Genomic DNA, 25,291 nt, shown 5'->3' with positions numbered 1-25,291 from the left:
GTCCAGACGGACCGGCCAACCGGGTGATTTTGAAGACGAAGGACGACAGGGATGGCTACCGTTGAGAAGATGCCGATGCTGCAAGAGGGCCATGACCGGCTCAATGCGGACCTGAAACGCCTGAAAGCCGAGCGCCCGACGATCGTCGACGCGATCGAGGAAGCACGCGCGCACGGGGATCTTTCGGAAAATGCCGAATATCATGCCGCCAAGGAGCGGCAGGGCCAGATCGAAGCCTCGATCAGCGACATCGAGGACAAATTGTCGCGCGCGCAGATCATCGACCCGACCGAGTTGTCGGGCGATAAGGTCGTGTTCGGCGCGACGGTGACCCTGCTCGACGAGGACGACAAGCCCATCAAATATCAGATCGTCGGCCAGACCGAGGCGGATGCCAAGGGTGGCCGTATCTCATATAATTCGCCGCTTGGTCGCGCGTTGATTGGGCGCAGGCTCGAAGACGAAGTCGAAGTGACCGTTCCGTCTGGCGACCGCTATTACGTCGTGTCGAAGATCGAATTCATCTGACGCTGGGGCGCGGTTATAAGGCCGCGCGACTTTCATTCCCTCGCTTCCCCGGCATTCGCCGGGGAAGCGTGATTGTAGCGGGGCGGCAGCGCGCCTGCTTTACGCACCCGGTGCCAGCAGATCCGGCTGCAGTAGCCGGTGCAGGTGGACCACCACGAACTTCATTTCAGCATCGTCCACGGTGCGCTGTGCAGCGGCGCGCCACGCCTTTTCGGCGCTGGCGTAATCCGGAAACACGCCGACAATCTCGATTGAATCGAGGTCGTCAAAATCTAGCGTGCGTGGGTCGGACACGCGACCGCCGAAGACGAGGTGGAGCTTGCTCATGATAGTCTGGTCCCGATAGGCGTGACGGTTCTCCTCGTCTTAGGCGCGCGCTGGCCGTTCGGGAACCTTTCGCGAAAAGATTAGGCTTTGGGCTTCGCTTTTTTGGCCGCAGTCTTTTTTGCGGCCGGGGCGGGCGCTTCCTGCGCGACCGGTTGCGCCTTTGCAGCGACGACGGCTGCGGCACCAGCAGTGGCAAGCGTCCGCACCACGCCGCCGAGCATCTTGCCGACCTGATCGCGCGCCGCGGTGCGCGTGAAGCCCAACACGTCGAGTTCGGCCTTGGCGGTATCCTTCGCCGCATCGAACGCGCCGCGCGTGGTGTCGCTGATCCGTTTTCCGACCGGTCTGAGGAGCTTTGCTTCGTGCTCGCTGCGCGGCATGAAAGCGCCCAGCAACACGCCAAGCGCGACGCCGCCCGCCAGCACGCCGACCGGATTGGCTTCGATCCCCTCGGCGGTCTTGCGTGCCAGATCGCGTGCGGTGTCCGACGTGGCTTCAATAGCCTTGGAGGCGGACGTGCGGACTTTCGCCACGGCTTGCTTGCTGCGCGTCTTGGCAGGTTTCGCTTCGGTCATTTCGAAGATCCTTGTTTGGGGGAAGGGGCGCGCGCGCGTGCCGCGGTACGGCCACGTCGCCGCAAAAGGCGCGCAATCTGATGCCGCGCCAAGAACAGACCGAGCAGCGTCACGGCGAGCCCAACGTGCAGCGGTTTTCGTTTGGCGGTCGCGGCAAGGCCGTTCAGCGCATCGATACCCCGTGCTTTGAGAGTTTCCGCGACATCCTGCGCCAGCGCCTGGGGTGTGGCACGGCGTTGTAACGCGTTGATCGTCCCCGAAAGGCGCGCGCGGGCCGCCTCGGATCGTGCTTGCGCCAGGGCGAGGCGCGCTCTGATCGCGCGTCCCGTCACGGCCCTTCCTCCGCTGTGCCGAACAGAAGCTTGAAATGCCGCATCGCCAACCAACCAAGCAGCGCCGATACCAATAAGAGCGTTCCTACCACGATGGCGGTTGCCGCTGCGGGTCCGACCAAGGGCGTTAGTACCATCAGGATACCGACGACGAGCGCGGTGACCGCAACCGCTGCGGTCGCAACGGCGGCGAGTAGCAATAAAACGCCATTACGCGCCTCATCGATCCGCGCGACAACCTTTGCCTTTTGCAGTTCGATCTCGGCGCGCGCGAGGTGCTCGGCATCGGCCAACGCGCGCGCAAGGAGCGACGCGATGCTATCATCTTCGCCCGGTTGCTCGCGCGCCGCGTCGTCCATCATTACCCCCCGGCGATCCAGCTCAGGACTTGTCGTCGGTGTCGGCCGCCATGCCCGACTGAATCAGCCGCACCAGCACGAAGCCGATCGCAGCCGCCGTCCCGATGGCGATCGCCGGGCTTTTCTGGACAAAGCCGCGCGCGTCTTCGATCAGATCGTCGAGTTCCTTGGCCTTCAAGCCTTCGGAAAAGCCCGCGACCTTGTCGGCGGCGGTGCGCGCATATTGGCCGTATTGCTCGCCGAGTTTTTCATCGACGGTGCCGGCGGCGTCGTTGATCATCTTGACGATCTCATCGAGCGCGCCGCCGGCACGGGCCTTGCCATCCTCGGCATAGGACTTGGCGCGGTCGACCGCGTCCTTGCCGATCTTGGCCGCGCTATCCTTGAACAGTTGCGAGGCGGTGACGCCGGCTTTGACGGTCTCGTCTGCGGCAGAGCGTGCCGCATCGGCGGCGGCGTCGAGATGTTCGGTCGTGGTCGATGCGTTTGCAGAGTCGGGGGTGGTAGCCATGACAAGCGCCCTTCATTGATGATCTAGAATACACAACCGGTAAGCGCCTGCCCTAGTTCCCAAGTCCCAACGAATTGCGGGCGCGGGACTTAGCCGATAGAGGCACGCGCAAACCTGTGTCCGACAGTTAGAAGGATCGTTCCATGACCGCAATCATCGACATTCACGCGCGCACGATCCTCGACAGTCGCGGTAACCCCACGGTGGAGGTCGAGGTGATGCTCGAAGACGGCAGTTTCGGTCGCGCGGCCGTGCCTTCGGGCGCCTCGACCGGCGCGCATGAAGCGGTCGAAAAGCGCGACGGCGACAAGAGCCGCTGGGGCGGCAAGGGCGTGCAAAGCGCGGTCGATGCCGTCAATGGCGAGATTGCCGATGCCGTTGCGGGCCTCGAAGCCGAGGATCAGCGCGAAATCGACGCGACGATGATCGACCTCGACGGGACCGAGAATAAGAGCCGTCTTGGTGCGAACGCCATCCTCGGCGTCAGCCTGGCGGTTGCGAAGGCGGCGGCGGATGCGCGGACTTTACCGCTCTATCGCTACGTCGGCGGGGTGTCGGCGCATGTGCTGCCGGTGCCGATGATGAACATCATCAATGGCGGAGAACATGCCGACAATCCGATCGACTTTCAGGAATTTATGATCGTGCCGGTCGGCGCCAGCTCGATGATCGAGGCGGTGCGTTGCGGCTCGGAAATCTTCCACACGCTCAAAAAGGCGCTGCACGACAAGGGTCTGGCGACCTCGGTCGGCGACGAAGGCGGGTTCGCGCCCAACATCGCCTCAACCAACGAAGCGATCGAATTCATCCTGCGCTCGATCGAGACGGCGGGGTACACCCCCGGTGACGACGTGATGCTCGCGCTCGATTGCGCCGCGACCGAATTCTACAAGAACGGCAAATATGAGATCTCGGGCGAGGGCAAGAGCCTGTCGAGCCACGAAATGGCCGAATATCTCGCTGACCTGACTCGGCGTTATCCGATCTTTTCGATTGAGGACGGCATGAGCGAGGACGATTGGGAGGGCTGGAAGGCGCTCACCGACATGGTCGGCGATAAGGTCCAGCTCGTTGGCGACGATCTCTTCGTGACCAATCCCAAGCGGCTGAAGCGCGGGATAGAGGGCGGCTATGCCAACTCGCTGCTGGTTAAGGTCAACCAGATCGGCACGCTCACCGAAACGCTCGAAGCCGTTTCGATGGCGCAACGCGCGGGCTATACCGCGGTGATGTCGCATCGCTCGGGGGAGACCGAGGACTCGACCATCGCCGATTTGGCGGTTGCGACCAATTGCGGGCAGATCAAGACGGGCAGCCTCGCGCGCTCCGACCGGCTCGCCAAATACAACCAGCTGATCCGGATCGAGGAGGAACTGGAGGGTGCTGCGGTTTACGCCGGGCGCTCTGTCATGAGAATTTAACCATCGTAGAAATACGGGCTTGATCCGCGAGTCGCGATGCGCGAAAGTCAGGTCCGTGGCCAAGAAACGTTCAACCCTCCGCACCATCCTCCGCCGTGCGATCGCGCCGGCGGCGTTGCTAATCGTCGGCGTGTTCTTCGGCGGCTATGCGATTTTCGGGCCGAACGGCGCGCTGGCTTACGGCGATATCGAACGGCAATTGACGGTGAAGCAACGCGAGCTCGCGATGCTCGACAAAAACCGGGCGGATTTGAAGAATCGCGTGGCGCTGCTCGACCCGCGCCACGCCGACCCGGACATGGTCGAGGAACTGGCGCTCAAGAACCTCGGCGTGGTGCATAAAGACGATATGATCGTCCCACTGACAAAGTAGTGCAGCGCACATCTTAATGCGCTCGTCCTCGCGCTAACGTGGAGACAGCAACCGCGCGCAGCGGCATTTCCGCCCGTCGCCGCGTTCCCCTGGGCTGGCGTGATCCGTCGCAAACTGCCAGCGTCGGGCCATACCGAATCGAGGGAGCAGCTATGCGTTCAGTTTTGTTGGCCGGGATCGCCGCTCTGGCGCTGACGTCGTGCGCGTCCGCCCCGCCCGAACCGAAGGGTTCGATGGCCGCGCTCGCCACCTTGCCGACGACCGACTGGAAGAGCTTTCGCGACACTTTCATCGAGGATTGGTTTAAGGTTTCGCCGGCCGATGCGGTGTATCAGGGTCGGCACGATTTCGACGGCGGGCTGGGTGACTGGACGCCGGGCGGGCTGAAGCGGCAAGGTGCCTTCCTGCGTGAGGCGATTGACAAGGCTAAGGCATTCGATGCGACCAAGCTGAGCAAGGACGAAGCGTTCGAGCGTGATTATCTGGTGACGGTCGCGTCGGGCAAATTGTTCTGGCTCGAGGATGCCGATTTTCCGCACAAGAACCCGGCCTGGTATGTGAATGCGGGCCTCGACCCTAATGTCTATATCGCGCGCAACTATGCCGATACGCCGACGCGGATGCGCGCGATCGTGACCTTCATGCGCAAAATTCCCGCTGCCGCCGCGCAGATCAAGGCGAACCTCAAGACGCCGATGCCGCTCAGCTACATCAATTACGGCGTCGCGGCGTTCAACGGTTTTGGCGATTATTATACGGGGGACGCGAAAAAGGCGTTTGCCGCGGTGAAGAGCCCGGCCTTGCAGGAGGAGTTCGACAAGGCCGCGATTGTCGCGTCGCAGGCAATGCACGATCTGGCGGCGCATCTGGAGAAGCAGCGCCCGAATGCCACGCAGGACTTCGCGCTGGGGGCCGAACGCTTTTCGCGCATGATCAAGCAGACCGAGGGGGTCGATGTGCCGCTCGCCACGCTGAAGGCGGCGGGGGAGGCCGATCTGCTGCGCAATCAAAAGGCGCTGGCCGAGGCGTGCAGGCAGTTCGCGCCGGGCGCGACGATCCCGGCGTGCATGGCCAAGATGAACGCCAACAAGCCCGTGAACAACGATCCGGTCGCCGAGGCGCGCAAGCAAATCCCCGAACTGCGCGCCTTCGTGCTCGCCAACGACGTCGTGACGATCCCCGATCAGGAGCAAGCTTTGGTCGAGGAAAGCCCGCCCTATAACCGGCAGAACAGCGCGTATATCGATCCGCCCGGGCCGTTCGAGAAGGGCATCCCGTCGGTCTATTACATCTCCCCGCCGGACCCGTCGTGGAGCAAGGCCGAGCAGGAGGGCTTCATCCCCGGCAAGATGGATTTGCTGTTTACCTCGGTCCACGAAGTGATGCCGGGGCATTTCCTGCAATTCCGCCACGCCAACGCCTCGCCCTCGATCTTCGGGCGGTTGTTTGTGGGTTATGCCTTTGCGGAAGGGTGGGCGCATTATGCCGAGGAAATGATGTGGGAGGCGGGGCTGCATAAGGGCGATGCCGAGACGCATGTCGGGCAGCTGTCGAACGCGTTGCTGCGTAATTGCCGCTATCTGTCCGCCATCGGGCTGCACAGCGGCACGATGACGCAGGAGCAGTCGCGGAAAATGTTCGTCGAGCAATGCTATCAGGACGAGGGCAATGCGAAGCAGCAATCGGCGCGCGGGACGTATGATCCGGCCTATCTGAACTATACCATGGGCAAGTTGATGATCCGCAAGCTGCGCGAGGATTGGACCGCGACGCATGGCGGGCGGGCGTCGTGGAAGGCGTTCCACGACGAATTCCTGCGTTACGGCGGACCGCCAATCCCGCTGGTGCGCAAGGCGATGTTGGGCGGGGACGGGAAGGCGGTGTTCTGATGCGCGGTTTGGGGGGAGCAGCGTTGATCACTGCAGTGCTGGTGTTCGCAGCGGCAAGCTCTGCCGCCCCGGTCGAGCGCGTTGCGGCGCAGTTCGATGCGAAGGGCAATCTCGTCTTTCCGGCGGACTATCGGCACTGGACGTATCTGAGCTCGGGCCTCGGCATGAGCTACAATGCGGTTGCCAATGCGAAAGCGAACCCATCATTCGATAGCGTCTTCGTCGATCCCGCGTCCGAGCTTGCGTTCCGTAACACCGGACATTGGCCCGAAGGCACGGTGATGGTGCTTGAAATACGCGGATCGAACAGCAAAGGATCGATCAATCTGCACGGATCGTATCAGGCGGGCGCGCCGCTGGCGCTGGAAATCCATGTCCGTGATTCGCAGCGCTTCAAGGACGGCTGGGGCTTTTTCGCTGTCGATGCGAAACAGGCGACGTCGCTGATCCCGTATGGCGCGACGTGTTATAGCTGCCACCAGCAACACGCGGCGGTCGACACGACGTTCGTGCAATTCTACCCGACGCTGCTGCCGATCGCGACCGCCAAAGGCACGCTGAGCGCGGCGTACAGCGCGGAAGCGGCCAAGCGTTAACGCGACTGTTTGAGCGTCGCCACCGACTCTGCGACTTCGTCGGATGGTGGCATGCGGATCGACGGGCGGAGACGGGCGAGGCTGCACAGCCCGGCGACCAGCGCAAGGCTCGCTGCCACCAGCGGCGGAGTCGCGCCGTTGCCGATGCCGAAGGCCAGCAGCGCCGCCACCAGCGTCGCGCCGGTAGTCTGTCCGAGCAGCCGCGTCGTCGAGACCAGCCCGCCCGCTGCCGCGGCGCGTTCGCGCGGCGCGCTGCCGATGATGAGGCGCGCATTGGGCGGCAGGAAGGTCCCGAACCCGCCACCGCACAGCGCCATTCGCCAGATCACGTCGAAATGCGTTGGATGCGGCGGCAAATAGGCGATCAGCACCAAAGCCACGATCGAGATCGCCATGCCGACCCCGCCCAGCACCCCCGCCGGAATCTTGTTCGAGAGCCAGCCCGACAGCGGCGCAACGACGATGTTGGTCAGCGGCCACGGTGCCATCAGCAGCCCCATCTCGACCGGCGAGAAGCCGAACTCGCTTTGCAGCCGAAACGGCATCGAGATGATCAGCGTCATCGACGCGATGAACGCGGTATAGGCCCCGATCACCGACAGCCGCAGCACAGGCTGCGCCAGCAAGTCGATCGGCAGGATCGGATCGCGCTCGCGCCGTTGGCGCCGGACGAAATAGACGCCGAGCAACGCCCCGCTGAGCACGATCGCGACCGAGACGACCGGACTGTCGCCATGCACGCCGCTTTCCAGCCCGCCGATGACGAGGCCGAACATCCCCGCACACATCACCGCGCCGATCACGTCGAACGGCGTATCGCGCGGCGGGGTATCGGGCAGCGCGCGACCGAGGATGAGCGAGCCGATCGCGAACGGCACGGCGCTGGCGAACACCCACGGCCACGGCGCAATGCCGAGGATCAAACCACCAAGCGTCGGGGCAAGCGCGGCCCCCGCCGAGACGATCGCGGAATTGATGCCGAGGCCGCTGCCGAGCTGCTTTGTCGGATAGGTCGCGCGGATCAGCGCTGAGGACACGCTTAGCGCCGCCGCCGCGCCGATCGCCTGCGCGCCGCGTACGATCAGCAGAAAGGGCAGGCTCTTGGCGAAGAAACACAGTAACGTCGCGACCGCGAACAGCAATTGACCCCATTGGTAGAGGCGTTTGAGCCCGACGCGTTCCCCCAGCCCGGCGAAGGGGAGCAGCAACATCACGAGCATCAGCTGATAGACGGTCACGACCGAGACGACCGACGACCGATCGATATGCAGTTCGCGCGCGATTGTCGGGAGCGCGATGTTGGCGACGCCGCCGTCGATGATGATGAGCGCGGTGCCGAGGCACAACGCGCCGATCGCGGCATAGCGGCGGGGGAGGGGCAGGCCGTCGGCGGGATCGGAGGTGGTCACGCGCTGCCTTTGCCTACCGGAGCCGACATTGTCATCCCCACAAAGCAGCAGGCCCATTTCCCACGGCAGGAGCTGGGTCCCCGCTTTCGCGGGGATGACAAGAGGGTGGTCGCGAGTGGCGTTACGCCAGCGAAACCTCGGCGACCTTATCCTTATAGTCTTGTTTCGGATCGATCCCGAGCATGACCTTCACGCCGGCGAGCAGGCTCGAGGCATCGACCCAGATCTGCGCACGCTCGGCATCGAGGCGGAGCAATTGCAGCTTGGGATCGTCCTTGCCGCCTTCATACCAGGCCGCGACATAGCTGTTCCACAGCCGGTCGATCACCGCACGATCATTATCGGCGCTGAGCGTGCCGTGGATGGTCGCGAATACGTCATTGCCCTTGGATGCGAAGGTCGCGACCGCGCGGCTGCCCGGTGTCAGTTCCGACACGAGTTCGGTTTCGGTCGAGGTGAAGAAATAGATCGGCCCGCGATCCGCATCACCGTCGAGCTGCGCGGTCATCGGGCGCGTGTGGCCTTCATCGACCCCGGCCAGACCAAGCATCACGGTCATATCCGAGCGCAGGGCCTTCCAGAATTTATGTTCGATTTCAGCTTGATTGGACATCGTCGCTCTCCTTCCCTGCCCGAACGGGCAAAGCGGCGCACGGTTCCGTCAGGCAGCTTTGTCAGGCGGGCGACCACCCCGGCGGCGCGAGTTCGAAACCGCCGAAATCGAAGGCCGGGGTCACGACGCAACTGACCAGCGCCCAACCGAGGCGCGCCTCGGCCGATTGCCACGCGCCGGGCGGGACGAGCGCCTGCGGGGTTTCGCCGCTTAGCAGATGCTGCTCCTGGCCGATCCGCACGGTGAGCGGCGACCCGGCGTGCCACAGCCATAGTTCGGTGGCATCGACGCGGTGCCAGTGCGAGCGCTTCCCGTCCTCGAGCAAGAACAGGATCGCCGTCGCCAGCCCGCGCGGCTCCTTTGTGTCGGGCTTGCCCCCGCTGGCAGGATCGGGCGCAGGCTGGCGCATCGTCTCGCGGTACCAGCCGCCCTCTGGGTGGGGCGACAGGTTGAGCGAGGCGATCAGCGGGTAGGGCATATCACAACCTGTACGTCAGCTCCGCGCTCATCGTGCGCTGCGGAAAGGGGTGGAAAAGGAAATATTTGCGGTTGGCGACATTGTCCAGACCGACCGCCATTTGCCAATGCGGGGTCACACGAAAATTGGCGCGCAGATCGGCGACGACGTAGCTGCCAAACCCCTGATAGGTGAACGACACCGGCTCGCTATTGTCGATCGTCCCATAGCTGCGGCTGGCATAGCGCGCGGCGGCGGTCAGCGAGATCGCGTCGGTCGGGCGATAGGTTGCGACGATCGTCGCCTTGCGCAGCGGGATTTGCGGCGGGCGTTTGCCGATCGCGGTCGGCAAAGCGGCGTTCGCGACGATCCGCGGATCGACCAGGGTCAAGCTGCCCGACAGATCGAAGCGTGGCAGCAAATCGCGCTCGACCAGCGCCAGTTCGACGCCGCGGGTGCGGACACGGTCGACATTCTGCACGAAGGCGACGCTGGCCCCGCCGGGGAGCAACCCGGTCTGCGAAAGCAGCGCGTCGCTGATCACCTCGTTGAACAGCGACAGGCGGACGTAGCGGTCGCCATCGCCGTGCTGGATCGCCAGTTCCTCCGAAAGCGCGCGTTCGGGCCCGAGCGTCGGGTTGGGCGATTGCTGGTTCGCGCCGACCGTGACCGCCTGATAGAGTTCGGTGACGGTCGGGAAGCGGTACGCCTCACCGAACGATAGCGAGACTTTCCAGTCCTTTGCCGGGGTCCAGGCGAGCGCCGCCTTGGGCGAGAAGCGATTGGCGGAACGGGTCGGCTGCAGGATCGTCGGCATCGGCAGAAAGGTCGGCGAGAAATTGACGCCGTCATACGCCTTCCACCACTCATAGCGCCCGCCGAGCGTCACCGTCAGCGGCTGCGCGATCGTCCAGGCGTCCTGCGCCCACACGGCATTGGTCTGGGTCTTTCCGCTAGAGGCGAGGTTGAGCGCGCTTTGTGATCCGGCGATCCAGTCGGTGGTGGCGTAGCGGTTGCTGGCCAGCGTGTAGCGATCGCGGTGATAGCCCGCACCGATGCGATGCCCGCCACCCGCTTGCCACAGCGCCTTGGTATCGAAGGTGTACCAGCCGGTGCCATCGAGCCGGGTGATCGTCCCCGCGCCGCCGTTGGTCGCGCCGGGCAAGGCGGTGCCAGCGACGCGTTGCTCGTCGCGCGCAAAATCGTAGAGCGTGCCGATGACTTGCCAGTCGATCCGCCCGGTCGATCCGGTGGCGCTGAAGCTGTGCGACCAATGGCGCTGGTCATAGCTGTAGACGTTGTTCGAAAACGCACTCGGCGCGACGGTATAGGCATAGCCGTCAATGTTGAGCGATCCGGCATAGACCGGACCGGCGGCGTTTTGCAGGTAGCTTTCGGCGGTCGAATCGGTGCCGTTGCGGAACAGCCCGCCGACATAGGTGAGGCGGATGTCGCGGGTAACGTCGAGCGCCAGTTTAAGCTTGGCAAAATCCTGCATTTGATGTTCGAACCCGCCCGCGCCGATCACGCGGATCGCGGCCCCGGTGCGGTTGACGTCGTCATAGCCGCCGGTGCTTGGCGCACCGGTCGCGCTCGGAGTCGTCGGGCGGTTCGCGGTGACATAGGCGATCGGCTGGCTGTCGCTCGTTACGTGGCTGAAGCTCGCGAACACCGCGAGCGGCCCGACGCGGTCGCCGAGCGTCGCGCCAAAGCTCGATGCCGGGAGCGCGCGGCTGGTGCCATATTGTTTGAAGTTCTGGAGGCTGATGCCGGCGTTAACCTCGCCCTCCAGCGCCTCGGGCAAGCGTGTCGTGATGTCGACCACCGCGCCGATCGCATTGCCGGGATAGGCCGCCGAGAACGGGCCGTAGAGGATGTCGATCCGTGCCACCTCCTGCGGTGACACCAGGCCCCAGCGCGGGGAGGCGCTGGTGTTGTTGTTGCCGATCAGCGCCGACAAGAGCGCGCCATCGGCGTAAATCAGGCTGCGTGCGCTGGCACCCACGCCCGACGTGCGCGTGGCGAGCGGGGACTGCGTGTCGCCGATATGGCGTTTGCGCACGACCAGGCTCGGCAGGTATTTAAGCGTGTCCTCGATGTTGACCGCATTCACCTGTTCTTCGATCTGGCGGGCGGTGATGCTGGCCCTGGTCGAGGGGGCCTGCTCGATCGGGCCTCCCTTTTGGGCGGTGACGACGATGTCGCGCTGGTCGTCGGCTTCGGCATAAGCGGCATAGGGCGCAGCGGCGGATGCCAGCAGCGCCAGCGCGCGCACGGCGGCGCGCGAGGTCGTAATTTTCATGAAATGGGCTTTCGTCTGACGGGAAGGAAACGGCGTCAGGCGGAGGCGGGTGGTCCGGTCTTGGGCGGCGGCGGGGCGGCGAGGCCAAGACCGGGGCGGGCGAAGATGTGGAGCAGGCTCGGCGTAGCGGCGCGCGCAGGCTGGCTCGCGACAGGATAGACGTCGCGGACCAGATCGACCGCTAGGCTCGCTGCGGCGAAGGCACAGGGGTGATCGGCGGTCTTGCCGTCGTGGTCGCGTTGATCGCTGCGATGCTGCGCGGCGAGCGCGGCGGCGGCAATTGGCGTCAGCGCTTGCGCACCCATGCCCGAGCACAACACCAGCGCGCGCGATCCGTCGGCACCGGTGCCCCACATGAATCCTTGCGGCACGACCACGCGCACCGCGAGCATGCACAGCAGCAGTACGAGGATCGCGGCCCGAGCCGGAAAATAGAGGGGCAAGCGCGTCACCGCGCCCGGCTAGCGGGTCAGCGCATTGTACTCAACCTGCGATGCGTCGCGGAAACAATCGGTTTCACAGTCGTTGCTTGCTGCACCGCACCATTTTGGGTATAGCGCTACCATGAACACTGCCACTGCTCCCGCCGGCCCTGTCCCCACCGTTTTCGAGGCGATCGTCCGTAAGCGGTGCTTGCGCGCCACGTATAACCGCACCGACATTACGCTGGCACCGCACATCATCTACACCCGGCATGACGATCTGTTCGTCGATGGCGTCGTGGTGGAGCGAGATGGCAAGCCGCCGAAGGAAGTGAAACTCGGGACGTTTAAGCTGGCCGGGCTGAACGGCGTCGGGCTGACCGAGCGCAATTTCGCGGCCAACCCCTTATTCGCGGCGAACGACCCGAAATATGGCGACGCCGCGTTGATGGCGGTCGAAGTCTAAGCCAGACGCCGACGCACTGCGGCCACGGCCAGCACCGCGACGATGGCGACGGCGGCACCCGCCAGCATGTCTGCCAGATAATGTGTGCCTTCGACCGGAGTCGCCAGCAACATTGCGCTGGTGAGCGCCAGTACCGGCCAGCGTAGCCGCGCCATCGGCCAGGCCGTGGCGATATAGACGACGCCGCTCGCGGTGTGGAAACTCGGCACCGAAACCAGCCCGCGCAGCGCCCCCAGATCGACCACATAGCCGTTGCCCAGGCGCAGCATGGGGAGGAGATCGGCCTCGTACAGGGCGCTTTCGGGCACATACGGGATTGGCCCGTGCCACAGCGTGGCGAGCGGGCCGATGGCGGGCATGACCCGGAACAGCAGCAGTGTCAGCACCGCCGTGAGCCAGAACGATGCGACAAACCCGCGTGCCTCCGCGCGCCGATCCGACCAGGCACAATAGCCAAGGATCAACGCCGGGGTGATGTAGATGCTTTGATAGGCGGCGGTGCCGAGCAGTTGGAGCGAACGGTGTGCCGCGACCATCTGATACCAGGCGAGCCAGTCGAAATGCAGCGCGCCATCGACCGCCTGTAACAACGGATCGATCGCGCCACGCGTGGCGGCGGCCAGCGGATAGGTCGCGGTCGCGCCGAGCAGGGAGATGCCCATAAAGGCCCCAACCGATTCGCTGAGGTCGCGCGCGACGCGCTGCGCCGCGCTGCGCGGGCGCCGCAGCACGTAGCGCGTGACGCCGAACAGCAGCAGCACGCCGGCAAACAGCCAGGTCATCGGGTCCTGCGGATCGATCGTCATCTGCGCATCGAACAGCAATGCCGCCACGCACGCCACGCTCAGCACCAGGCCAAGCGCGATCCAGCGACCCCCGATCAGCCCGCGCTGCGCCGTGCTGCCGGGATAAAGCGGCGCTGGAATGGCGAAGAGGGAGGTCGTCGGGGTGGCCACGCGGATACGCCTGATATGCAGACGATATCGATCGCCGACGAAGAAGGTCCGGAGCAGACCGTTACCCACCATGGCGTGAAGATTTTATGACGTCTATATTACATTTTCGGATGAGGCCGGGAGCGGCGCGCTTGGCGTCGCTCCCGGCTGGCCGATTTAGCGGTAGCAGACCGTCACGCGGCGGTGATGCCGCCACTCGACGCGGCAATTGCGCCCGCGGTTGTTCCAGCCATAGTGACGCCCGCGATCCCCGCGATAATGGCGGCCATGATTGCGATCGTCGCGGCGGTCGTCGCGACGATCGTAGCGCGGGCCATGGCCGCGGTCGCCGCGATAGTCCTGCGCCGAAGCCGCGGTGGCGGTTACGCCCAGACCGGCAACCATAAGCCCGGCGGCGATGAGATGGGTGAACTTCATGTCTGCATCCTTCCGGCCCGGTGATCGGGCTTAAGGATGGAATACGCCTCTGATTACCGATGGTTGCTGAATGCGATCGTAGGCTCCGGTACAGGTTAGATCCATTGATCAGAGCGCGATGCCGAAGCGCGGCGCGAGCGCGACCATGCCCGCATAGAGGCCGATCGTCAGCGCGCAGCCCAGGGCGAGTGACGGCCAGAAGCCGAGACCTGCGCGCAGCAAGGCCGGGATCACCAGGAACATCGGCAGCGAGGGCAGCACGTACCAGAAGGTCGCCTGGACATGCGCCGCCATGTTCGCGGGGTCGGGCTTGTCGTTCCACAGCCACAGCATGCCGAGCACCGACACCAACGGCAGCGACGCGACCAGCGCGCCGAACCCGGGATAGCGCTTCGCCAGCGTCGAGGCGGCGGCGATGAGGAGGCCGGAGATCAGGGCTTTGAGCGCGAGGTAGAGCATCGAGGGCATATGCGACGGCGTGGCGGGGGATGCCAGCACGATCGCAAAGGTAATGAAGGTGCGCCCCTGTCGATCCTTCCGCGCGATGAAGCGTTTGTTTCGGGTGACGAGTCGTGGTGCGCGGGCGGATCATTTGGGCTTCCCCGGCTTGGGCGTTTCGCGCGTTCGCTCCGGGGGCGGCGCCGGCCGGGCGATGGGCGGCATGACGCGAAGCGCGGCGAGCAACACGCGGTTGTCATAGACGCGGCGCGTACCGACCTGCCGTCCGCGATACAGGATCGGCACGAGCACGCCGTCGAACCCCTGCGCCATCGCCGCGTCGAACGCGCGGCTGCGGCCTTCTTCGAGCGCCCGCGCCCACGCCGCAGCGAAGCTCTCCGCGCCGGGCCGCTTACGCAACAGCTGGGCGGATTTCGCGGACATGCCCACCGCGCGGGCGGCGGCGGCGACCACGCCGGTTCGCGCGAGGTGATCGAGAAAGCCGTGCTGCCGCGCCACTGTCCAGCCATCGTGCCGCGCGGTGCGGGTGGGGACGGGGGTGAAGACGAAGCCGGGCGCTGGCTCGGATTGGGGTGTGGGCGGAGATTGGGCGGCGGAGGGGCGGGGCTTGGCGCGCATCGACGAGTCTATGCGCCGGGGAGGGGGGTGTAGGACAGCGGATTTTGTGGGGGGCTGGGGGTGCCAGGCGGGATGCCGAGGATTGGTGCGGCGGCAATATGGGGTCGAGCGCCGGGATCAATAGCGGTGGGTGTCGCGCATCTGGCGGATGAGGTGGCCAGCGGAAACGGTCTGTATTGTCATGTCGGCGGTCAGCGCGTCGGGCGCTGCGACATCGACGGGCTGTTTGGGACGGTCGACGGGTCTAATGACCACCACTACCTTGCCACGCCGCGTGATCTCGACGCTCTCGCCGGCTTCGACGTGGCGGATAATCGCACATAAATGCGTCCTGGCTTCGGAGATGCTGATGCGGTCCATCGCGGTTCCCGATTTAGCTTAATGACTATATCTGAATTATGGGCGGCCGGCAAAGGTTGCTGACAGTTTGGCGGGGTTTCGCTATAACAAAACGTTGGCGATCAAGCTTCATTCCAGTTTCGCGGTCCACCCCGGCGCGTGGTTGCGCGCCGAGATCGTCACGCCGCGCGGCCTGTCGGTAACCGACGCGGCGGCGAAGCTGCACGTCACGCAGCGGGAGGAGGGCGATTTGCTTGGCGGGCGTCCGGAGCTGGACGCTCATACAAAGTTTTGTCGAGTATCGCGGGGGAGTCTTGCATCTGCATATTGTATCCTCATCTTGGTCGGAATCGACCGCGAGGCAGGTGAATAGTGGCGACGAATACCTGTGAAGGAACACGCAAAGGCGCGGTCAAAGGGCGGGTTCAGGCATTGAACCCGGTCACGAAGCGGTATGTCAAAATAGATACCAGCAGCGGACGCATTATCGAACATAAAAAAACTGCGGGTCCATATAAGGGAATAAGAGAAGCCAAATCGCCAACGAGCAAAAAGTAAACTCGTTGCCGCTTATTTTTTCACCACTTTCCGAAGAAACGATCGACCTACCGGCACTTCGGTTAATGCCCAGACGCGCATTTGTAATGCGCCAGATCGGAGCGCCTCCGGCGATCGATGGCGTCATGGCAGCATCCGTCGTAGCGAGTTGCGGACTACGAGGCTGGCAGACCGTTGATGCTACGGGATCAACGGGAGCCAAAGACTATCTGGAGCGCATAATCGGTCTGATCCGCGGGACCGCTTTTACGATCGCAATATTCTCGCACGAGACACGCCCGAGCGCCCTTGCCAACATCGCGCTTGAACTCGGCTTTGCCGCAATGTTTGGAAAGCCTCTCATGATCGTAAAATCCAAGGAGGCCGTCGCACCCTCGGATCTGAAGCGCACAGATTGGATCGAATTCAGTGAGGGCGAGGAGGGAGGATTCGAGGATCAGATCCGTGCGGCGTTGGACCAATTGGGGAATATAGCGGACTATCAGGGGCTGCTGCTCGATATGTCGCTGGAAGCGCCGGAAATGGATTGCGCGGTAGCACTTGAGCGGGCCATCAAAGCGTTTCTTCTTTCCGGTGAAGCGCGGCTGCTCGATAAGGCAGAACAGATAAGAAACCGCCTTCAGCCGCTTCAAAATCAGCCACAGGTCGATGATTTGAAGCGGCTGCATCGAGAAACCTCGACGTTTATTCGTCAGGGCCGCCAGACCCTCGTGTAAGTTAACGTACTTCAGTGGCGCTAAGCCGCCTTCAAATCCCGCAACGGCAGCGCGGTCGTCTCCAGCGTCGCGAGATCAAGCTTGGCCGAAGCATGATCGATGTCGATCCCCACGATATTCCCCGTCGCATCCAGATCAATGTTGACGCCGTCCGCGACTTCGCGCGTTTCCACGCCGTCGGCGGCATTCAGTTCGATATAGATGCTGTCGGTCTCGGCGTAATAATAATGCAGCTTCATCACTGGGCCTCGCGATAGGTGCGGTCGACGAAGGCGTTGTGGACGGTTTCGCCGTCTTCGAGCGTCACAGCGCGAAGGATATAGGATTTGTCCGACTCCGGCAAATCGATCCGCCGCCACCAGCGGATACGGCCGTCGGGCTGCGTTTCGCGGGCGAGCGAGTCGGCGAGCGTCGCCGCGATCCAGTCGCGTTGCAGGTAGGGCGCTTGCGCAGCACCTGCTCCTCGAAATAGCGCGTGGTCTTCGCCTCACCCCGCCAGCGCCGAAACCACATCCGTCTGCGCGAAATCGTTGCCGACGAACAGCAGCGGGCAGGCATGTTCCATCGCCAGCGCGTAGGCGAAGGAGTCGCCCAGATTGAGACGGGCGGGGTGGAAGTTCTTGCCCCAGCGGCGATAGGCATCGGCGGCGGCGCGGGCGCGAGGTTCGGTAAGGGGGATGATGGTTGGTTGTAGCGCGGCGATGAAGGCTTGCATTTCGTCGTACAGGTTTTTGCCTGCCGCCACGATCAGCGTTTCGGTCAGCGAAGCGGACGACATGATCAACTCCGTCCCTGCGGCCCGGAGAGCTTGGTCGCAGCGTTCGGCCATCGGCTCGTCGAGGATCACCGCGAACAAGGCCGAGCCGTCGAGTGCGATCATGCGGGCCAGCCGTTCTCGTCGTAAAGGAAATCGGCGATGGTGGCGGCGGTGACGCCTTCCATTCCGGGCTTTCCTTTGGCGATTCCCCGGAACTTATCGAGCGCTTGGCGTCGCTGTTCGCGCAGGTCGGTCGCCACGACCGGCACGAGGCGGACGGTGGGCGCGCCGCGGCGGGTTAGGGTGATCTCTTCGCCGGCTTCGGCGCGGCGGACGAGGTCGGTGAGATGGGCTTTTGCGTCGGATACGGAGATGTGCATCGGGCGGGTCCTCTTGGACCAAGTATATAGTCCATTTTGGTGTGGGCAGCAATGTTGCGGGCGTGGTCGCTCCGCACCACAGCATTGTATTTGCTGAACGGCCCCACCCCAACCCCTCCCCTTAAGGGGAGGGGCTTAAGCGGGCTCACCCCACCGTCACGAAGCTATCCATCACGCGTTTCCGTCCGGCGGTCTCGAAATCGATCTCGAGCTTGTTGCCCTCGATCTCGGCGATCGCGCCGTAGCCGAATTTCTGGTGGAAGACGCGCATCCCCACCGACACATCCGCGCGGCCGGCGTTGCCGATGCTGACGGCGGGGGCGCTGGATTCGCGGACGCGGGATGGTTCGCGGGTGAAGGTGCGGCTCGCATAACTGCCGCCCGGTTTCGCCACGTCGCCCCCCGCCGCGCGTTGCCAGCCGGGGCCGCGCCCGGTGCCGCGCGCGACATCGGCAAAGGGGTCGGCGCGTTCGGACCAATTGGCGCGCCACAGGCTTTCGCCGCCCGCCATGCTCGATTCGGATTCGATATGTTCCAGTGGCAGTTCGTCGACGAAGCGGCTCGGGATGCTGCTGGTCCACTGGCCATAAATGCGGCGGTTGGCGGCGTGGAGGATGATCGCGCGGCGCCGCGCGCGGGTGATCGCGACATAGGCCAGGCGGCGTTCTTCCTCGAGGCTGTTGGTGCCGCCTTCGTCGAGCGCGCGTTGTGAGGGGAACAGGCCTTCCTCCCATCCGACGAGGAAGACGGTGTCGTACTCTAGGCCCTTGGCGGCGTGGATCGTCATGATCGTGACCTTGGGTTCCTCGACGGCGGCTTCATTGTCCATCACGAGGCTGACATGTTCGAGGAACGCGCCGAGGCTGTCATATTCCTCCATCGCGCGGACGAGTTCGGTGAGGTTTTCGAGGCGGCCCGAGGCCTCGACCGATTTCTCGGCCTGGAGCACGGACGTGTAGCCGCTTTCGTCGAGGATGATGCGCGCTAGGTCGCCGTGCGGGATCTCGGTCACTTGCGCGCGCCACCGCGCCATGTCGATGACGAGGTTGCCGAGCGACTTGCGCGCCGCACCGGTCAGTTCGTCGGTGTCGAGGATGCGCGCGGCGGCGGTGACGAGGGGTATGCCTTGCGCGCGGGCGAGCTGGTGGACGCGCGCGACCGCCTTGTCGCCGAGGCCGCGCTTCGGGACGTTGACGATGCGGTCGAAGGCGAGGTCGTCGGCGGGCTGGGCGACGACACGGAGATAGGCGAGCGCATCGCGGATTTCGGCGCGTTCGTAGAAGCGGAAGCCGCCGACGATGCGGTAGTTGATCCCGGTGGCGATGAAGCGGTCCTCGAACTCGCGCGTCTGGTGCTGCGCGCGGACCAGGATGGCGATGTCGTCGAGGCTCTTGCCAGCGCGTTGTGCTGTGTCGATTTCCTCGCCGACGCGGCGCGCTTCCTCGGGGCCGTCCCATACGCCGAGCACTTTGACCTTCTCGCCCGCGTCGAGCTCGGTCCAGAGCTGCTTGCCGAGGCGGCCGGAGTTGTTGGCGATAACTCCGCTCGCGGCGGCGAGGATGTGCGGGGTGCTGCGGTAATTCTGTTCGAGCCGAATGATCTTGGCGCCGGGGAAATCCTTTTCGAATTTCAGGATATTCTCGACTTGCGCGCCGCGCCATGAATAGATCGACTGGTCGTCATCGCCGACGCAAGCGATGTTCTTGCGCTCTTGCGCGAGGAGGCGGAGCCAGAGGTACTGGACGCTGTTAGTGTCCTGATATTCGTCGACCATGATGTATTTGAATTTGCGCTGATAGTCGGCGAGCACGTCGCGGTCGCGCTGCAGGATGACGAGCATGTGCAGCAGCAGGTCGCCGAAATCACAGGCGTTGAGCGCGATCAGGCGGGCCTGATAGGCGGCGTAGAGTTCCTGACCGCGGCCGTTGGCGTAGAGCTCGGATTCGCCCGCATCGATTTGCGCTGGGGTGAGGCCCTTGTTCTTCCAACCGTCGATCAGCCCGGCGAGCGAGCGCGCGGGCCAGCGTTTTTCGTCGAGATCGGCGGCCTGGATGAGCTGTTTCAGCAGGCGCAACTGGTCGTCGGTATCGAGGATCGTGAAATTGCTTTGCAGGCCGACCAACTCGGCGTGGCGGCGCAGCATCTTCGCGCCGATCGCGTGGAAGGTGCCGAGCCACGGCATCCCCTCGACGACATCGCCGACCAGCCGCCCGACGCGGTGCCGCATCTCGCGCGCGGCCTTGTTGGTAAAGGTGACCGACAGGATTTCGCTCGGCCAGGCTTTCCGCGTGTTGAGCAAGTGCGCGAGGCGCGCGGTGAGCGCAGCGGTCTTGCCGGTGCCGGCGCCCGCAAGAACCAGCACGGGGCCCTCGGTGGTGAGTACGGCTTCACGCTGCGGGGCGTTGAGGCCGCGCAGATAGGGGGGATCGTCGGGGGACGCCGGACTCTGGGGGGCGGGGAGACTCATCGGTGAACAGGTAGGGAACGTGAGCCAAAGGGACAAGCATTCCTTGCGGTCAGGCCTGGTCGTTCGGCTTGGTCGTCCGGCCGAGCAGATAGCCGGCAATCGTCCCGAGCAGGCCAAGCGGCGCGGCAATTTGCTGATCGCTATAGCCCGCCACGACGAGGAACACCGCCATCGTGATCACCATGATGGTGCCGTATAGCCGCAGTGCTTCCTCCAGCGTCGATTGCTGCTTCTTGGCCGTAAAGGTCGCGATCGCGATGACGGCTGCGCCGAAGAGGAGGACCGAGGCGCTCATTGTCATGGCGCTGTGCGTTGTCCACCAACCGCTGGGCGTACTTTGTTGCGCGGCGTGGCTGATTGCGGCGGCCTTTACCTCGACATCCGAGACCGATTTCTTGAGGGCGGCAAGCTGCGCGTCATCCTCGGTCAGCTCAACTGCAGCAGCATCAGGGGCGGTCTGGCTGTTTGCCAGGAGCGTATTCGTTGAATTTTCGGCCATTTCAATGCCCCTGAAGATGGCGAATGCGGGCTTCGAGCGCCTTGATATACGTCCTTTGCTTGGTCACCAGCGTTTCAAGCACGCCAACGCGGGCCGCCGCCGCAGGATCGCAATCGCTTGTGGCTTCGTCACCCGCCTGCATCGCCGCGACTTCGGCCGGAGCCGAATCCACCGGGGGCGGTGGTGGTGGCGGTGCAGGGGCGGTTTGACATTGGCCGATCCCGACCAGCGGGCCTGTCGAAAACAAGAGCGTGGCGATGATGAAACGCCGAACCATAGAGTCTTCTCCCCAAAAGACGGTTGGCTAGAATCGAAATCTGTCACAGGATCATATGAGGACGGTGGCGAAAGTAAACCTAGGTCAGTGCCAAGCTCTGCCGGATTGGACTCAATTCCGGTCGGAATGGGCGTTTTGCACGATGCGTATTGTTTGCGTTATGATTTCTGCCGGTGGGTGACTTGGGGAGATGGCGATGTTGCGTACGATGAGATCGACGATTGCTGCGGCGCTCTTTGTCGCGGTGACCCCGAGTTTCGTCGGTCCCGCTTTCGCCAAGGTCGACATGGCCGCGCGGATCCTGCCGCCGCCTGCTGCGCCGGGGAAAGCGGTCACGCCGTTCGTCGCGGTTCCGGCGGGCAAGATCGCGCTTACGCATGTCCGCGTGATCGACGGGACGGGCACGGCGGCGCAAGCTGACCAAACGGTGCTGATCGACGGCGCCAAGATCATCGCGGTGCAGGCGAGCGGCGATCCGGTGCCGGCGGGGTATCGCGCGATCGATCTGACGGGGCGCAGCGTGCTGCCCGGCATCGTCGGGATGCATGACCACCAATATTATATCGCGCGCCCCAATTTGCAGCCCGATGGCCGCGGCGATGATCCGGTGATGGTGCCGCAAATGACGTTTTCCTCGCCCCGCCTGTATCTGGCGATGGGCGTGACGACGCTGCGGACGGCGGGGAGCGTGGAGCCCTATACCGATCTCAACATGAAGCGCTCGATCGACGCGGGCACGTTGCCGGGGCCGCATATGGATGTGACGGGGCCGTATCTGGAAGGTGCGGGCAGCCCGTTCATCCAGATGCACCAACTGGCCGACGCGGCGGATGCCGCGCGCACGGTCGAGTTCTGGGCCGACCAGGGCGTGACGTCGTTCAAGGCGTATATGAACATCACACGCGCCGAACTGAAGGCGGCGGTGGAGGCGGCGCATGCGCGCGGGATCAAGGTGACGGGGCATTTATGTTCGGTGACCTATCCCGAGGCGATCGCGGTGGGGATTGACGATCTGGAGCATGGCTTTTGGGTCAACACGCAGCTCGACCCGGGCAAGACGCCGGATGTCTGTTCGGCCGATCGCGGGGACGCCACGCTGGCGGCGATGACGCCCGACAGTGCGGCGGCGAAGGCGCTGATCGCGTCGCTCGTTGCGCATAAGGTGGCGATCACTTCGACGCTGCCGGTGTTCGAGACCGCATCGCCCAAGTATCGCACGCTGCCCGCGCGGCAGCTCGATTTGCTGAGCGTCGAGGCGCGGACCGACTATCTCTACAATCGCAATCGCTCGCTGCAATATCCGCCCCAGCTCAAGGCCGAACTGGCAACGGCCTGGACCAATGCGCTGGCGCTCGAGCGCGCCTTCGTCGCGGCGGGTGGGTTGCTGATCGCGGGGCCGGACCCGACCGGCGCGGGCAATGTGCTGCCGGGCTTTGGCGACAGTCATGAGATCGAATTGCTGGTCGAGGCGGGCTTTGCGCCGGTCGAGGCGATCAAGATCGCGACGCTGAACGGCGCGACCTATCTCGGGCTGGCGGCACAGATCGGATCGATTGCGCCGGGCAAGAATGCCGATCTGTTGATCGTGCGCGGCGATCCGTCGGTGAAGATCGGCGACATCGCCAATGTCGAAACCGTGTTCAAGGACGGGGTCGGCTATGATTCGGCCAAGCTGCTCGGGTCGGTACGCGGGCGTTACGGGGCTTATTGATCGCGCCGCGAACCAACCTTGTTTTCGTGCGTTTAGCGGTCCGCCGCGAAGCGGCGACGGCGTTGAATGGAGGCTTTCGATGATCGGCAGACGTGAAGTGATGGCGGCGATTGCGGGTGGCGTGGCGTTACCCGGTGTGGCGATTGGTGCCGAACCGCGCGTCTTTACGGCGGAGATCGCGGTCGAGAACAATCGCGTGCTGATCGCGGTGCGGCTGAAGGGGCGGGGCCCGTACCGCTTCATGATTGATACGGGATCGTATTTAAGCCTGATCCGCCCCGATTTGGCGAAGACGCTGAACCTGCGCACCCAAGCGATCGAGCGGTCGCGCGGGATCGGCGGGACCGACGCTTACAACCTGTTCCTGGCCGATGACGTGCTGATCGGCGAGCGAGTCCACCAGCCGCAAGTGGTCTTCTCCGATGCCTTTAAGTTCGGATACGGTGCCGACATTTACGGCGCGTTGGCCGCGGGCATGTTGACAGCGATGGATAGCGAGCTTGATTTCGACGCCAGCGCGTTGCGCTTCTACCCCGACGGGCGCGGCGAACGGCCGGGCTATGTCGCGATCGAGTCGGAGATTCCACGGCTCGACAGCCCCGCGCAAGGGTCGCGCCGGATCAGCGCGACGGTGCTGATCGACGGTCGGCCGATTCGCTGCGTGCTCGACACCGGGGCGCCGTACGCGTTGATGCTCAATCAGACCGTCGGGCGACGGCTCGGCCTGTGGAACGACACCAGGCCGTTTGCGCCATTGCGCCCGAACGGGATCGGCGGGACCGCGCCGATCGCGCGCATCGTGCGCGCAGGATCGATCGAAATGGGCGGCGCAAAGGATGAGCGGCCGCTTGTGACGGTGCTGGGCAGCGATGTCGCAGCCGAGTTCGACGGGATTGTGGGCCTGTCGTTTATCCGGCGCTTCAACCTGTCGGTCGATACGCGCGCGCGGAAGTTGTGGGTCAAGCCGAGCGCGCAGACCCCGCCGGTTCAGCGCTACGGCCTGTCCGGGCTGTGGATCGACAAGGACGGCGATCGCATCACGGTCAAGGCGGTCGGCAGCGGCAGCCCCGCGGCGTTGGCCGGGGTTACGGTTGGCGACACGATCGTCGGAATGTCGTGGGAGGGCGCGCTTGCGGCGATCAACGGGCCGGCGGGTAAGGCGGTGACGCTCGGGCTCGAACGGCGCGGCGCGCGACGCACGGTCCCCTTCACGCTCGCCGCCTATCTCTGAGCGGCGCGCGTTTTAGCCAGCATCGCAAGCAACGCGACGTATTTCCCGGTCGCGTGTTCGATCGTGAAGCGCTGAGCGGCGGCGCGGCGCGCTTGCATGGTCGCTTCGAGTTCGGCCGTGGCGATGGTCGCCATGGCCGCGGCTAGCGCCGCTACGTTGCCAACGGGGATGAGCGTGCCGAGGGTGCCGTGGCCAAGCAGATCGGCCATGCTGACGCAGCAATCGGTCGCGATGATCGGCAGCCCAGCGGCGAGCGCTTCGATCACGACGGCGGGTACGCCCTCGAAATCGGACGACAAGACGAACGCGTCGGCTGCGCCGAGCCAGATGTCGAGCGGGTCGGTATGACCAGGCAGCGCGACCTGGTCGGCGATGCCGAGCCGCGCGGCTTGCGCTTCGAGTGCGGCGCGTTCGGGGCCTTCGCCGAGGATGCGCAAGCGATCATCGGGTTGTGCGATCCGCGCGAAGGCATCGAGCAGCAGTGCGAAATTCTTTTGCGGGGCGAGGCGGCCGATCGCGAGATAGTGGCGGCCGGGGCGGGTGCGCAGCGCGCCGTCGCGTACCCGTGCTAGTCGGGCGATATCGGCGTCGGACAGTGCGGGGTCCTCGATGATGCTGATCCGATCCTGCGCGACACCGATCAAATGTGCGATCTCACCGCGCATCGCCGGGGCCATGCCGACGAAATGATCGATATAGCGCCCCTGGATCCGCAGCCAGCGTCGGTAAAAAACCCGCACCAGCCATGGCATGTCGGGGCGAAGCAAATCGTTGCTGATCTTGGCAAGGATCGGTGGGCAGGTGCGACCGAGCAGAAGCCGCAACGCCACCGCCGGTGCGGTATAGGTATTGCCGGCGCAGAATAGCACGTCGACGCGATCGGCCGCGATAATCGCGGGGACACCGCGCAGCAACGCGACGAAGCGCGCAAGCGTGCCGCTGCGCGGTTCGGCTGCGATCTGGGTGACGGCGGTGAGCGGCATGGGCGCGGCGATGCGCGCGTCGGCGAGAACGATTCGCGAGTCGACCCCGCGCGCGGCCCAGGCGGCGTGCAGCCGCGCGGCAATCCGTTCGACCCCGCCGGGCGCAAAGCTGTAGAGAAAGGTCAGGACGCGCAAGGGAGGTGGATCATTCTGACAATCGGGGTTGATGCGCGAACGGGCCACGCGGGTCTTGATCGCGACCATGCCTTAGGCCGAGATGCTTTCAACGGGAATCCCCCTCTTCGGTCGTTTTGCGCGAAGTTGAGAAATCCGTGCTGTGCCTATGCCTACTTCTCGACTTCGCGCGAAACGAACCGAGACGAAGCTGCGGTTGCGAGACCTT

General features: G+C 64.4%; 33 protein-coding genes. 10 read left to right on the top strand and 23 right to left on the bottom strand.

What is annotated here, in order from left to right:
• The first annotated feature begins 51 nt into the window (after positions 1–51).
• Positions 52–528 carry a transcription elongation factor GreA gene (greA, locus tag IEV62_RS14890; protein WP_188448867.1) on the top strand — a complete coding sequence of 159 codons (477 nt, stop codon included), beginning with the start codon at positions 52–54 and terminating at the stop codon, positions 526–528.
• Positions 529–627: 99 nt separating this feature from the next.
• Here the strand turns inward: greA and IEV62_RS14885 are convergent, their stop codons facing one another.
• From IEV62_RS14885 to IEV62_RS14865, 5 genes are all read right to left on the bottom strand, one after another.
• Positions 628–855, bottom strand: a complete 228-nt coding sequence (locus tag IEV62_RS14885; protein WP_188448865.1) for a DUF4170 domain-containing protein — start codon at positions 853–855, stop codon at positions 628–630.
• Between the two features lie 80 nt (positions 856–935).
• A complete protein-coding gene (locus IEV62_RS14880; protein WP_188448863.1) occupies positions 936–1,430 on the bottom strand; it encodes a hypothetical protein in 495 nt (164 codons plus the stop codon).
• Complete coding sequence (locus IEV62_RS14875; protein ID WP_188448861.1) at positions 1,427–1,762, bottom strand: DUF3618 domain-containing protein; 336 nt, start codon at positions 1,760–1,762, stop codon at positions 1,427–1,429. Before IEV62_RS14875 ends, IEV62_RS14880 begins: the two co-directional genes overlap by 4 nt.
• Positions 1,759–2,124 (bottom strand): phage holin family protein, encoded by a 366-nt coding sequence (locus IEV62_RS14870; RefSeq protein ID WP_229733217.1) that lies wholly within the window; start codon positions 2,122–2,124, stop codon positions 1,759–1,761. Before IEV62_RS14870 ends, IEV62_RS14875 begins: the two co-directional genes overlap by 4 nt.
• A 19-nt stretch (positions 2,125–2,143) precedes the next feature.
• Positions 2,144–2,632, bottom strand: coding sequence for a hypothetical protein (locus IEV62_RS14865; RefSeq protein WP_188448860.1), 489 nt, complete (start codon positions 2,630–2,632; stop codon positions 2,144–2,146).
• Positions 2,633–2,775: 143 nt separating this feature from the next.
• On the opposite strand from IEV62_RS14865, the gene eno reads away from it, so the two are divergent.
• The 4 genes from eno to IEV62_RS14845 all read left to right on the top strand — a co-directional run bounded on the left by eno (position 2,776) and on the right by IEV62_RS14845 (position 6,911).
• A complete protein-coding gene (gene eno, locus IEV62_RS14860) occupies positions 2,776–4,053 on the top strand; it encodes a phosphopyruvate hydratase (protein WP_188448858.1) in 1,278 nt (425 codons plus the stop codon).
• A gap of 55 nt (positions 4,054–4,108) precedes the next feature.
• Positions 4,109–4,426, top strand: coding sequence for an FtsB family cell division protein (locus IEV62_RS14855; RefSeq protein WP_229733215.1), 318 nt, complete (start codon positions 4,109–4,111; stop codon positions 4,424–4,426).
• 152 nt (positions 4,427–4,578) lie between these two features.
• Positions 4,579–6,315, top strand: a complete 1,737-nt coding sequence (locus IEV62_RS14850) for a DUF885 domain-containing protein (RefSeq protein WP_188448855.1) — start codon at positions 4,579–4,581, stop codon at positions 6,313–6,315.
• Complete coding sequence (locus IEV62_RS14845; protein ID WP_188448853.1) at positions 6,315–6,911, top strand: cytochrome P460 family protein; 597 nt, start codon at positions 6,315–6,317, stop codon at positions 6,909–6,911. Before IEV62_RS14850 ends, IEV62_RS14845 begins: the two co-directional genes overlap by 1 nt.
• On the opposite strand, the gene IEV62_RS14840 is transcribed toward IEV62_RS14845, so the two are convergent.
• The 5 genes from IEV62_RS14840 to IEV62_RS14820 all read right to left on the bottom strand — a co-directional run bounded on the left by IEV62_RS14840 (position 6,908) and on the right by IEV62_RS14820 (position 12,144).
• The gene (locus IEV62_RS14840) at positions 6,908–8,320 is read right to left on the bottom strand and encodes an MFS transporter (RefSeq protein ID WP_229733213.1); all 1,413 of its coding nucleotides are present in this window, start codon (positions 8,318–8,320) and stop codon (positions 6,908–6,910) included. The genes IEV62_RS14845 and IEV62_RS14840 overlap by 4 nt on opposite strands.
• A 121-nt stretch (positions 8,321–8,441) precedes the next feature.
• Complete coding sequence (locus tag IEV62_RS14835; protein WP_188448849.1) at positions 8,442–8,933, bottom strand: pyridoxamine 5'-phosphate oxidase family protein; 492 nt, start codon at positions 8,931–8,933, stop codon at positions 8,442–8,444.
• A gap of 61 nt (positions 8,934–8,994) precedes the next feature.
• Entirely contained in the window at positions 8,995–9,411 is a 417-nt protein-coding gene (locus IEV62_RS14830; RefSeq protein ID WP_188448847.1) for a cupin domain-containing protein, read from the bottom strand.
• 1 nt (position 9,412) lies between these two features.
• Positions 9,413–11,692, bottom strand: coding sequence for a TonB-dependent receptor (locus IEV62_RS14825; RefSeq protein ID WP_188448845.1), 2,280 nt, complete (start codon positions 11,690–11,692; stop codon positions 9,413–9,415).
• A gap of 35 nt (positions 11,693–11,727) precedes the next feature.
• Positions 11,728–12,144 (bottom strand): hypothetical protein, encoded by a 417-nt coding sequence (locus tag IEV62_RS14820; protein ID WP_188448844.1) that lies wholly within the window; start codon positions 12,142–12,144, stop codon positions 11,728–11,730.
• A 112-nt stretch (positions 12,145–12,256) separates the two neighbouring features.
• Between IEV62_RS14820 and IEV62_RS14815 the strand changes: the two genes are divergently transcribed.
• Positions 12,257–12,580, top strand: coding sequence for a hypothetical protein (locus tag IEV62_RS14815; RefSeq protein WP_188448842.1), 324 nt, complete (start codon positions 12,257–12,259; stop codon positions 12,578–12,580).
• Here IEV62_RS14815 and IEV62_RS14810 read toward each other — a convergent pair.
• The 5 genes from IEV62_RS14810 to IEV62_RS14790 all read right to left on the bottom strand — a co-directional run bounded on the left by IEV62_RS14810 (position 12,577) and on the right by IEV62_RS14790 (position 15,390).
• The gene (locus tag IEV62_RS14810) at positions 12,577–13,536 is read right to left on the bottom strand and encodes a phosphatase PAP2 family protein (protein WP_229733210.1); all 960 of its coding nucleotides are present in this window, start codon (positions 13,534–13,536) and stop codon (positions 12,577–12,579) included. The genes IEV62_RS14815 and IEV62_RS14810 overlap by 4 nt on opposite strands.
• Before the next feature lie 156 nt (positions 13,537–13,692).
• Positions 13,693–13,953, bottom strand: coding sequence for a hypothetical protein (locus IEV62_RS14805; RefSeq protein WP_188448838.1), 261 nt, complete (start codon positions 13,951–13,953; stop codon positions 13,693–13,695).
• 108 nt (positions 13,954–14,061) lie between these two features.
• Positions 14,062–14,412 carry a DUF3147 family protein gene (locus IEV62_RS14800; RefSeq protein WP_188448900.1) on the bottom strand — a complete coding sequence of 117 codons (351 nt, stop codon included), beginning with the start codon at positions 14,410–14,412 and terminating at the stop codon, positions 14,062–14,064.
• A 129-nt stretch (positions 14,413–14,541) separates the two neighbouring features.
• Entirely contained in the window at positions 14,542–15,030 is a 489-nt protein-coding gene (locus IEV62_RS14795; protein WP_188448836.1) for a hypothetical protein, read from the bottom strand.
• 117 nt (positions 15,031–15,147) lie between these two features.
• A complete protein-coding gene (locus IEV62_RS14790; RefSeq protein ID WP_188448834.1) occupies positions 15,148–15,390 on the bottom strand; it encodes a type II toxin-antitoxin system Phd/YefM family antitoxin in 243 nt (80 codons plus the stop codon).
• 94 nt (positions 15,391–15,484) lie between these two features.
• Between IEV62_RS14790 and IEV62_RS14785 the strand changes: the two genes are divergently transcribed.
• Complete coding sequence (locus IEV62_RS14785) at positions 15,485–15,742, top strand: hypothetical protein (protein ID WP_188448832.1); 258 nt, start codon at positions 15,485–15,487, stop codon at positions 15,740–15,742.
• A gap of 111 nt (positions 15,743–15,853) precedes the next feature.
• On the opposite strand, the gene IEV62_RS14780 is transcribed toward IEV62_RS14785, so the two are convergent.
• Positions 15,854–16,054, bottom strand: coding sequence for a hypothetical protein (locus IEV62_RS14780; RefSeq protein ID WP_188448830.1), 201 nt, complete (start codon positions 16,052–16,054; stop codon positions 15,854–15,856).
• On the opposite strand from IEV62_RS14780, the gene IEV62_RS14775 reads away from it, so the two are divergent.
• Positions 16,053–16,643, top strand: a complete 591-nt coding sequence (locus IEV62_RS14775; RefSeq protein ID WP_188448828.1) for a hypothetical protein — start codon at positions 16,053–16,055, stop codon at positions 16,641–16,643. The two genes, IEV62_RS14780 and IEV62_RS14775, sit on opposite strands and share 2 nt — an antisense overlap.
• A gap of 20 nt (positions 16,644–16,663) precedes the next feature.
• On the opposite strand, the gene IEV62_RS14770 is transcribed toward IEV62_RS14775, so the two are convergent.
• The 6 genes from IEV62_RS14770 to IEV62_RS14745 all read right to left on the bottom strand — a co-directional run bounded on the left by IEV62_RS14770 (position 16,664) and on the right by IEV62_RS14745 (position 21,023).
• Complete coding sequence (locus IEV62_RS14770) at positions 16,664–16,882, bottom strand: DUF2283 domain-containing protein (protein WP_188448898.1); 219 nt, start codon at positions 16,880–16,882, stop codon at positions 16,664–16,666.
• A gap of 248 nt (positions 16,883–17,130) precedes the next feature.
• Entirely contained in the window at positions 17,131–17,523 is a 393-nt protein-coding gene (locus IEV62_RS14765; protein ID WP_188448826.1) for a type II toxin-antitoxin system VapC family toxin, read from the bottom strand.
• Complete coding sequence (locus IEV62_RS14760; RefSeq protein ID WP_188448824.1) at positions 17,520–17,780, bottom strand: type II toxin-antitoxin system Phd/YefM family antitoxin; 261 nt, start codon at positions 17,778–17,780, stop codon at positions 17,520–17,522. The genes IEV62_RS14765 and IEV62_RS14760 overlap by 4 nt, the downstream gene beginning before the upstream one ends.
• A gap of 145 nt (positions 17,781–17,925) precedes the next feature.
• On the bottom strand, positions 17,926–20,247 hold the full coding sequence (locus IEV62_RS14755; protein ID WP_188448822.1) for an ATP-dependent helicase: 2,322 nt from the start codon (positions 20,245–20,247) through the stop codon (positions 17,926–17,928).
• A 49-nt stretch (positions 20,248–20,296) separates the two neighbouring features.
• Positions 20,297–20,746, bottom strand: coding sequence for a hypothetical protein (locus IEV62_RS14750; RefSeq protein ID WP_188448820.1), 450 nt, complete (start codon positions 20,744–20,746; stop codon positions 20,297–20,299).
• A 1-nt stretch (position 20,747) separates the two neighbouring features.
• On the bottom strand, positions 20,748–21,023 hold the full coding sequence (locus tag IEV62_RS14745; protein ID WP_188448818.1) for a hypothetical protein: 276 nt from the start codon (positions 21,021–21,023) through the stop codon (positions 20,748–20,750).
• A gap of 208 nt (positions 21,024–21,231) precedes the next feature.
• On the opposite strand from IEV62_RS14745, the gene IEV62_RS14740 reads away from it, so the two are divergent.
• Together IEV62_RS14740 and IEV62_RS14735 are read left to right on the top strand one after the other, a co-directional pair.
• Complete coding sequence (locus IEV62_RS14740; protein ID WP_188448816.1) at positions 21,232–22,734, top strand: amidohydrolase family protein; 1,503 nt, start codon at positions 21,232–21,234, stop codon at positions 22,732–22,734.
• Between the two features lie 79 nt (positions 22,735–22,813).
• Positions 22,814–23,965, top strand: a complete 1,152-nt coding sequence (locus tag IEV62_RS14735; RefSeq protein WP_188448814.1) for an aspartyl protease family protein — start codon at positions 22,814–22,816, stop codon at positions 23,963–23,965.
• On the opposite strand, the gene IEV62_RS14730 is transcribed toward IEV62_RS14735, so the two are convergent.
• Positions 23,956–25,131: a glycosyltransferase gene (locus IEV62_RS14730; RefSeq protein WP_229733207.1), complete on the bottom strand. Its 1,176-nt coding sequence runs from the start codon at positions 25,129–25,131 to the stop codon at positions 23,956–23,958. The two genes, IEV62_RS14735 and IEV62_RS14730, sit on opposite strands and share 10 nt — an antisense overlap.
• Between the last annotated feature and the right edge of the window lie 160 nt (positions 25,132–25,291).

Origin of the sequence: Sphingomonas psychrolutea, from assembly GCF_014636175.1 — a bacterium.
Classification (GTDB): Bacteria; Pseudomonadota; Alphaproteobacteria; order Sphingomonadales; family Sphingomonadaceae; genus Sphingomonas; species Sphingomonas psychrolutea.
This window is presented reverse-complemented; position numbering and strand designations above follow the sequence as displayed.

What these genes read in the sequence shown, in the direction of transcription:
- IEV62_RS14775 (WP_188448828.1), top strand. Translation starts at nt 16,053, where the DNA reads ATGGCAGCATCCGTCGTAGCGAGTTGCGGACTACGAGGCTGGCAGACC.
- IEV62_RS14870 (WP_229733217.1), bottom strand. Translation starts at nt 2,124, where the DNA reads ATGATGGACGACGCGGCGCGCGAGCAACCGGGCGAAGATGATAGCATC.
- IEV62_RS14760 (WP_188448824.1), bottom strand. Translation starts at nt 17,780, where the DNA reads ATGCACATCTCCGTATCCGACGCAAAAGCCCATCTCACCGACCTCGTC.
- IEV62_RS14805 (WP_188448838.1), bottom strand. Translation starts at nt 13,953, where the DNA reads ATGAAGTTCACCCATCTCATCGCCGCCGGGCTTATGGTTGCCGGTCTG.
- IEV62_RS14845 (WP_188448853.1), top strand. Translation starts at nt 6,315, where the DNA reads ATGCGCGGTTTGGGGGGAGCAGCGTTGATCACTGCAGTGCTGGTGTTC.
- IEV62_RS14830 (WP_188448847.1), bottom strand. Translation starts at nt 9,411, where the DNA reads ATGCCCTACCCGCTGATCGCCTCGCTCAACCTGTCGCCCCACCCAGAG.
- IEV62_RS14740 (WP_188448816.1), top strand. Translation starts at nt 21,232, where the DNA reads ATGAGATCGACGATTGCTGCGGCGCTCTTTGTCGCGGTGACCCCGAGT.
- IEV62_RS14835 (WP_188448849.1), bottom strand. Translation starts at nt 8,933, where the DNA reads ATGTCCAATCAAGCTGAAATCGAACATAAATTCTGGAAGGCCCTGCGC.
- IEV62_RS14815 (WP_188448842.1), top strand. Translation starts at nt 12,257, where the DNA reads ATGAACACTGCCACTGCTCCCGCCGGCCCTGTCCCCACCGTTTTCGAG.
- IEV62_RS14770 (WP_188448898.1), bottom strand. Translation starts at nt 16,882, where the DNA reads ATGAAGCTGCATTATTATTACGCCGAGACCGACAGCATCTATATCGAA.
- IEV62_RS14755 (WP_188448822.1), bottom strand. Translation starts at nt 20,247, where the DNA reads ATGAGTCTCCCCGCCCCCCAGAGTCCGGCGTCCCCCGACGATCCCCCC.
- IEV62_RS14765 (WP_188448826.1), bottom strand. Translation starts at nt 17,523, where the DNA reads ATGATCGCACTCGACGGCTCGGCCTTGTTCGCGGTGATCCTCGACGAG.
- IEV62_RS14825 (WP_188448845.1), bottom strand. Translation starts at nt 11,692, where the DNA reads ATGAAAATTACGACCTCGCGCGCCGCCGTGCGCGCGCTGGCGCTGCTG.
- IEV62_RS14885 (WP_188448865.1), bottom strand. Translation starts at nt 855, where the DNA reads ATGAGCAAGCTCCACCTCGTCTTCGGCGGTCGCGTGTCCGACCCACGC.
- IEV62_RS14745 (WP_188448818.1), bottom strand. Translation starts at nt 21,023, where the DNA reads ATGGTTCGGCGTTTCATCATCGCCACGCTCTTGTTTTCGACAGGCCCG.
- IEV62_RS14850 (WP_188448855.1), top strand. Translation starts at nt 4,579, where the DNA reads ATGCGTTCAGTTTTGTTGGCCGGGATCGCCGCTCTGGCGCTGACGTCG.
- IEV62_RS14750 (WP_188448820.1), bottom strand. Translation starts at nt 20,746, where the DNA reads ATGGCCGAAAATTCAACGAATACGCTCCTGGCAAACAGCCAGACCGCC.
- eno (WP_188448858.1), top strand. Translation starts at nt 2,776, where the DNA reads ATGACCGCAATCATCGACATTCACGCGCGCACGATCCTCGACAGTCGC.
- IEV62_RS14735 (WP_188448814.1), top strand. Translation starts at nt 22,814, where the DNA reads ATGATCGGCAGACGTGAAGTGATGGCGGCGATTGCGGGTGGCGTGGCG.
- IEV62_RS14780 (WP_188448830.1), bottom strand. Translation starts at nt 16,054, where the DNA reads ATGACGCCATCGATCGCCGGAGGCGCTCCGATCTGGCGCATTACAAAT.
- IEV62_RS14880 (WP_188448863.1), bottom strand. Translation starts at nt 1,430, where the DNA reads ATGACCGAAGCGAAACCTGCCAAGACGCGCAGCAAGCAAGCCGTGGCG.
- greA (WP_188448867.1), top strand. Translation starts at nt 52, where the DNA reads ATGGCTACCGTTGAGAAGATGCCGATGCTGCAAGAGGGCCATGACCGG.
- IEV62_RS14800 (WP_188448900.1), bottom strand. Translation starts at nt 14,412, where the DNA reads ATGCTCTACCTCGCGCTCAAAGCCCTGATCTCCGGCCTCCTCATCGCC.
- IEV62_RS14795 (WP_188448836.1), bottom strand. Translation starts at nt 15,030, where the DNA reads ATGCGCGCCAAGCCCCGCCCCTCCGCCGCCCAATCTCCGCCCACACCC.
- IEV62_RS14790 (WP_188448834.1), bottom strand. Translation starts at nt 15,390, where the DNA reads ATGGACCGCATCAGCATCTCCGAAGCCAGGACGCATTTATGTGCGATT.
- IEV62_RS14865 (WP_188448860.1), bottom strand. Translation starts at nt 2,632, where the DNA reads ATGGCTACCACCCCCGACTCTGCAAACGCATCGACCACGACCGAACAT.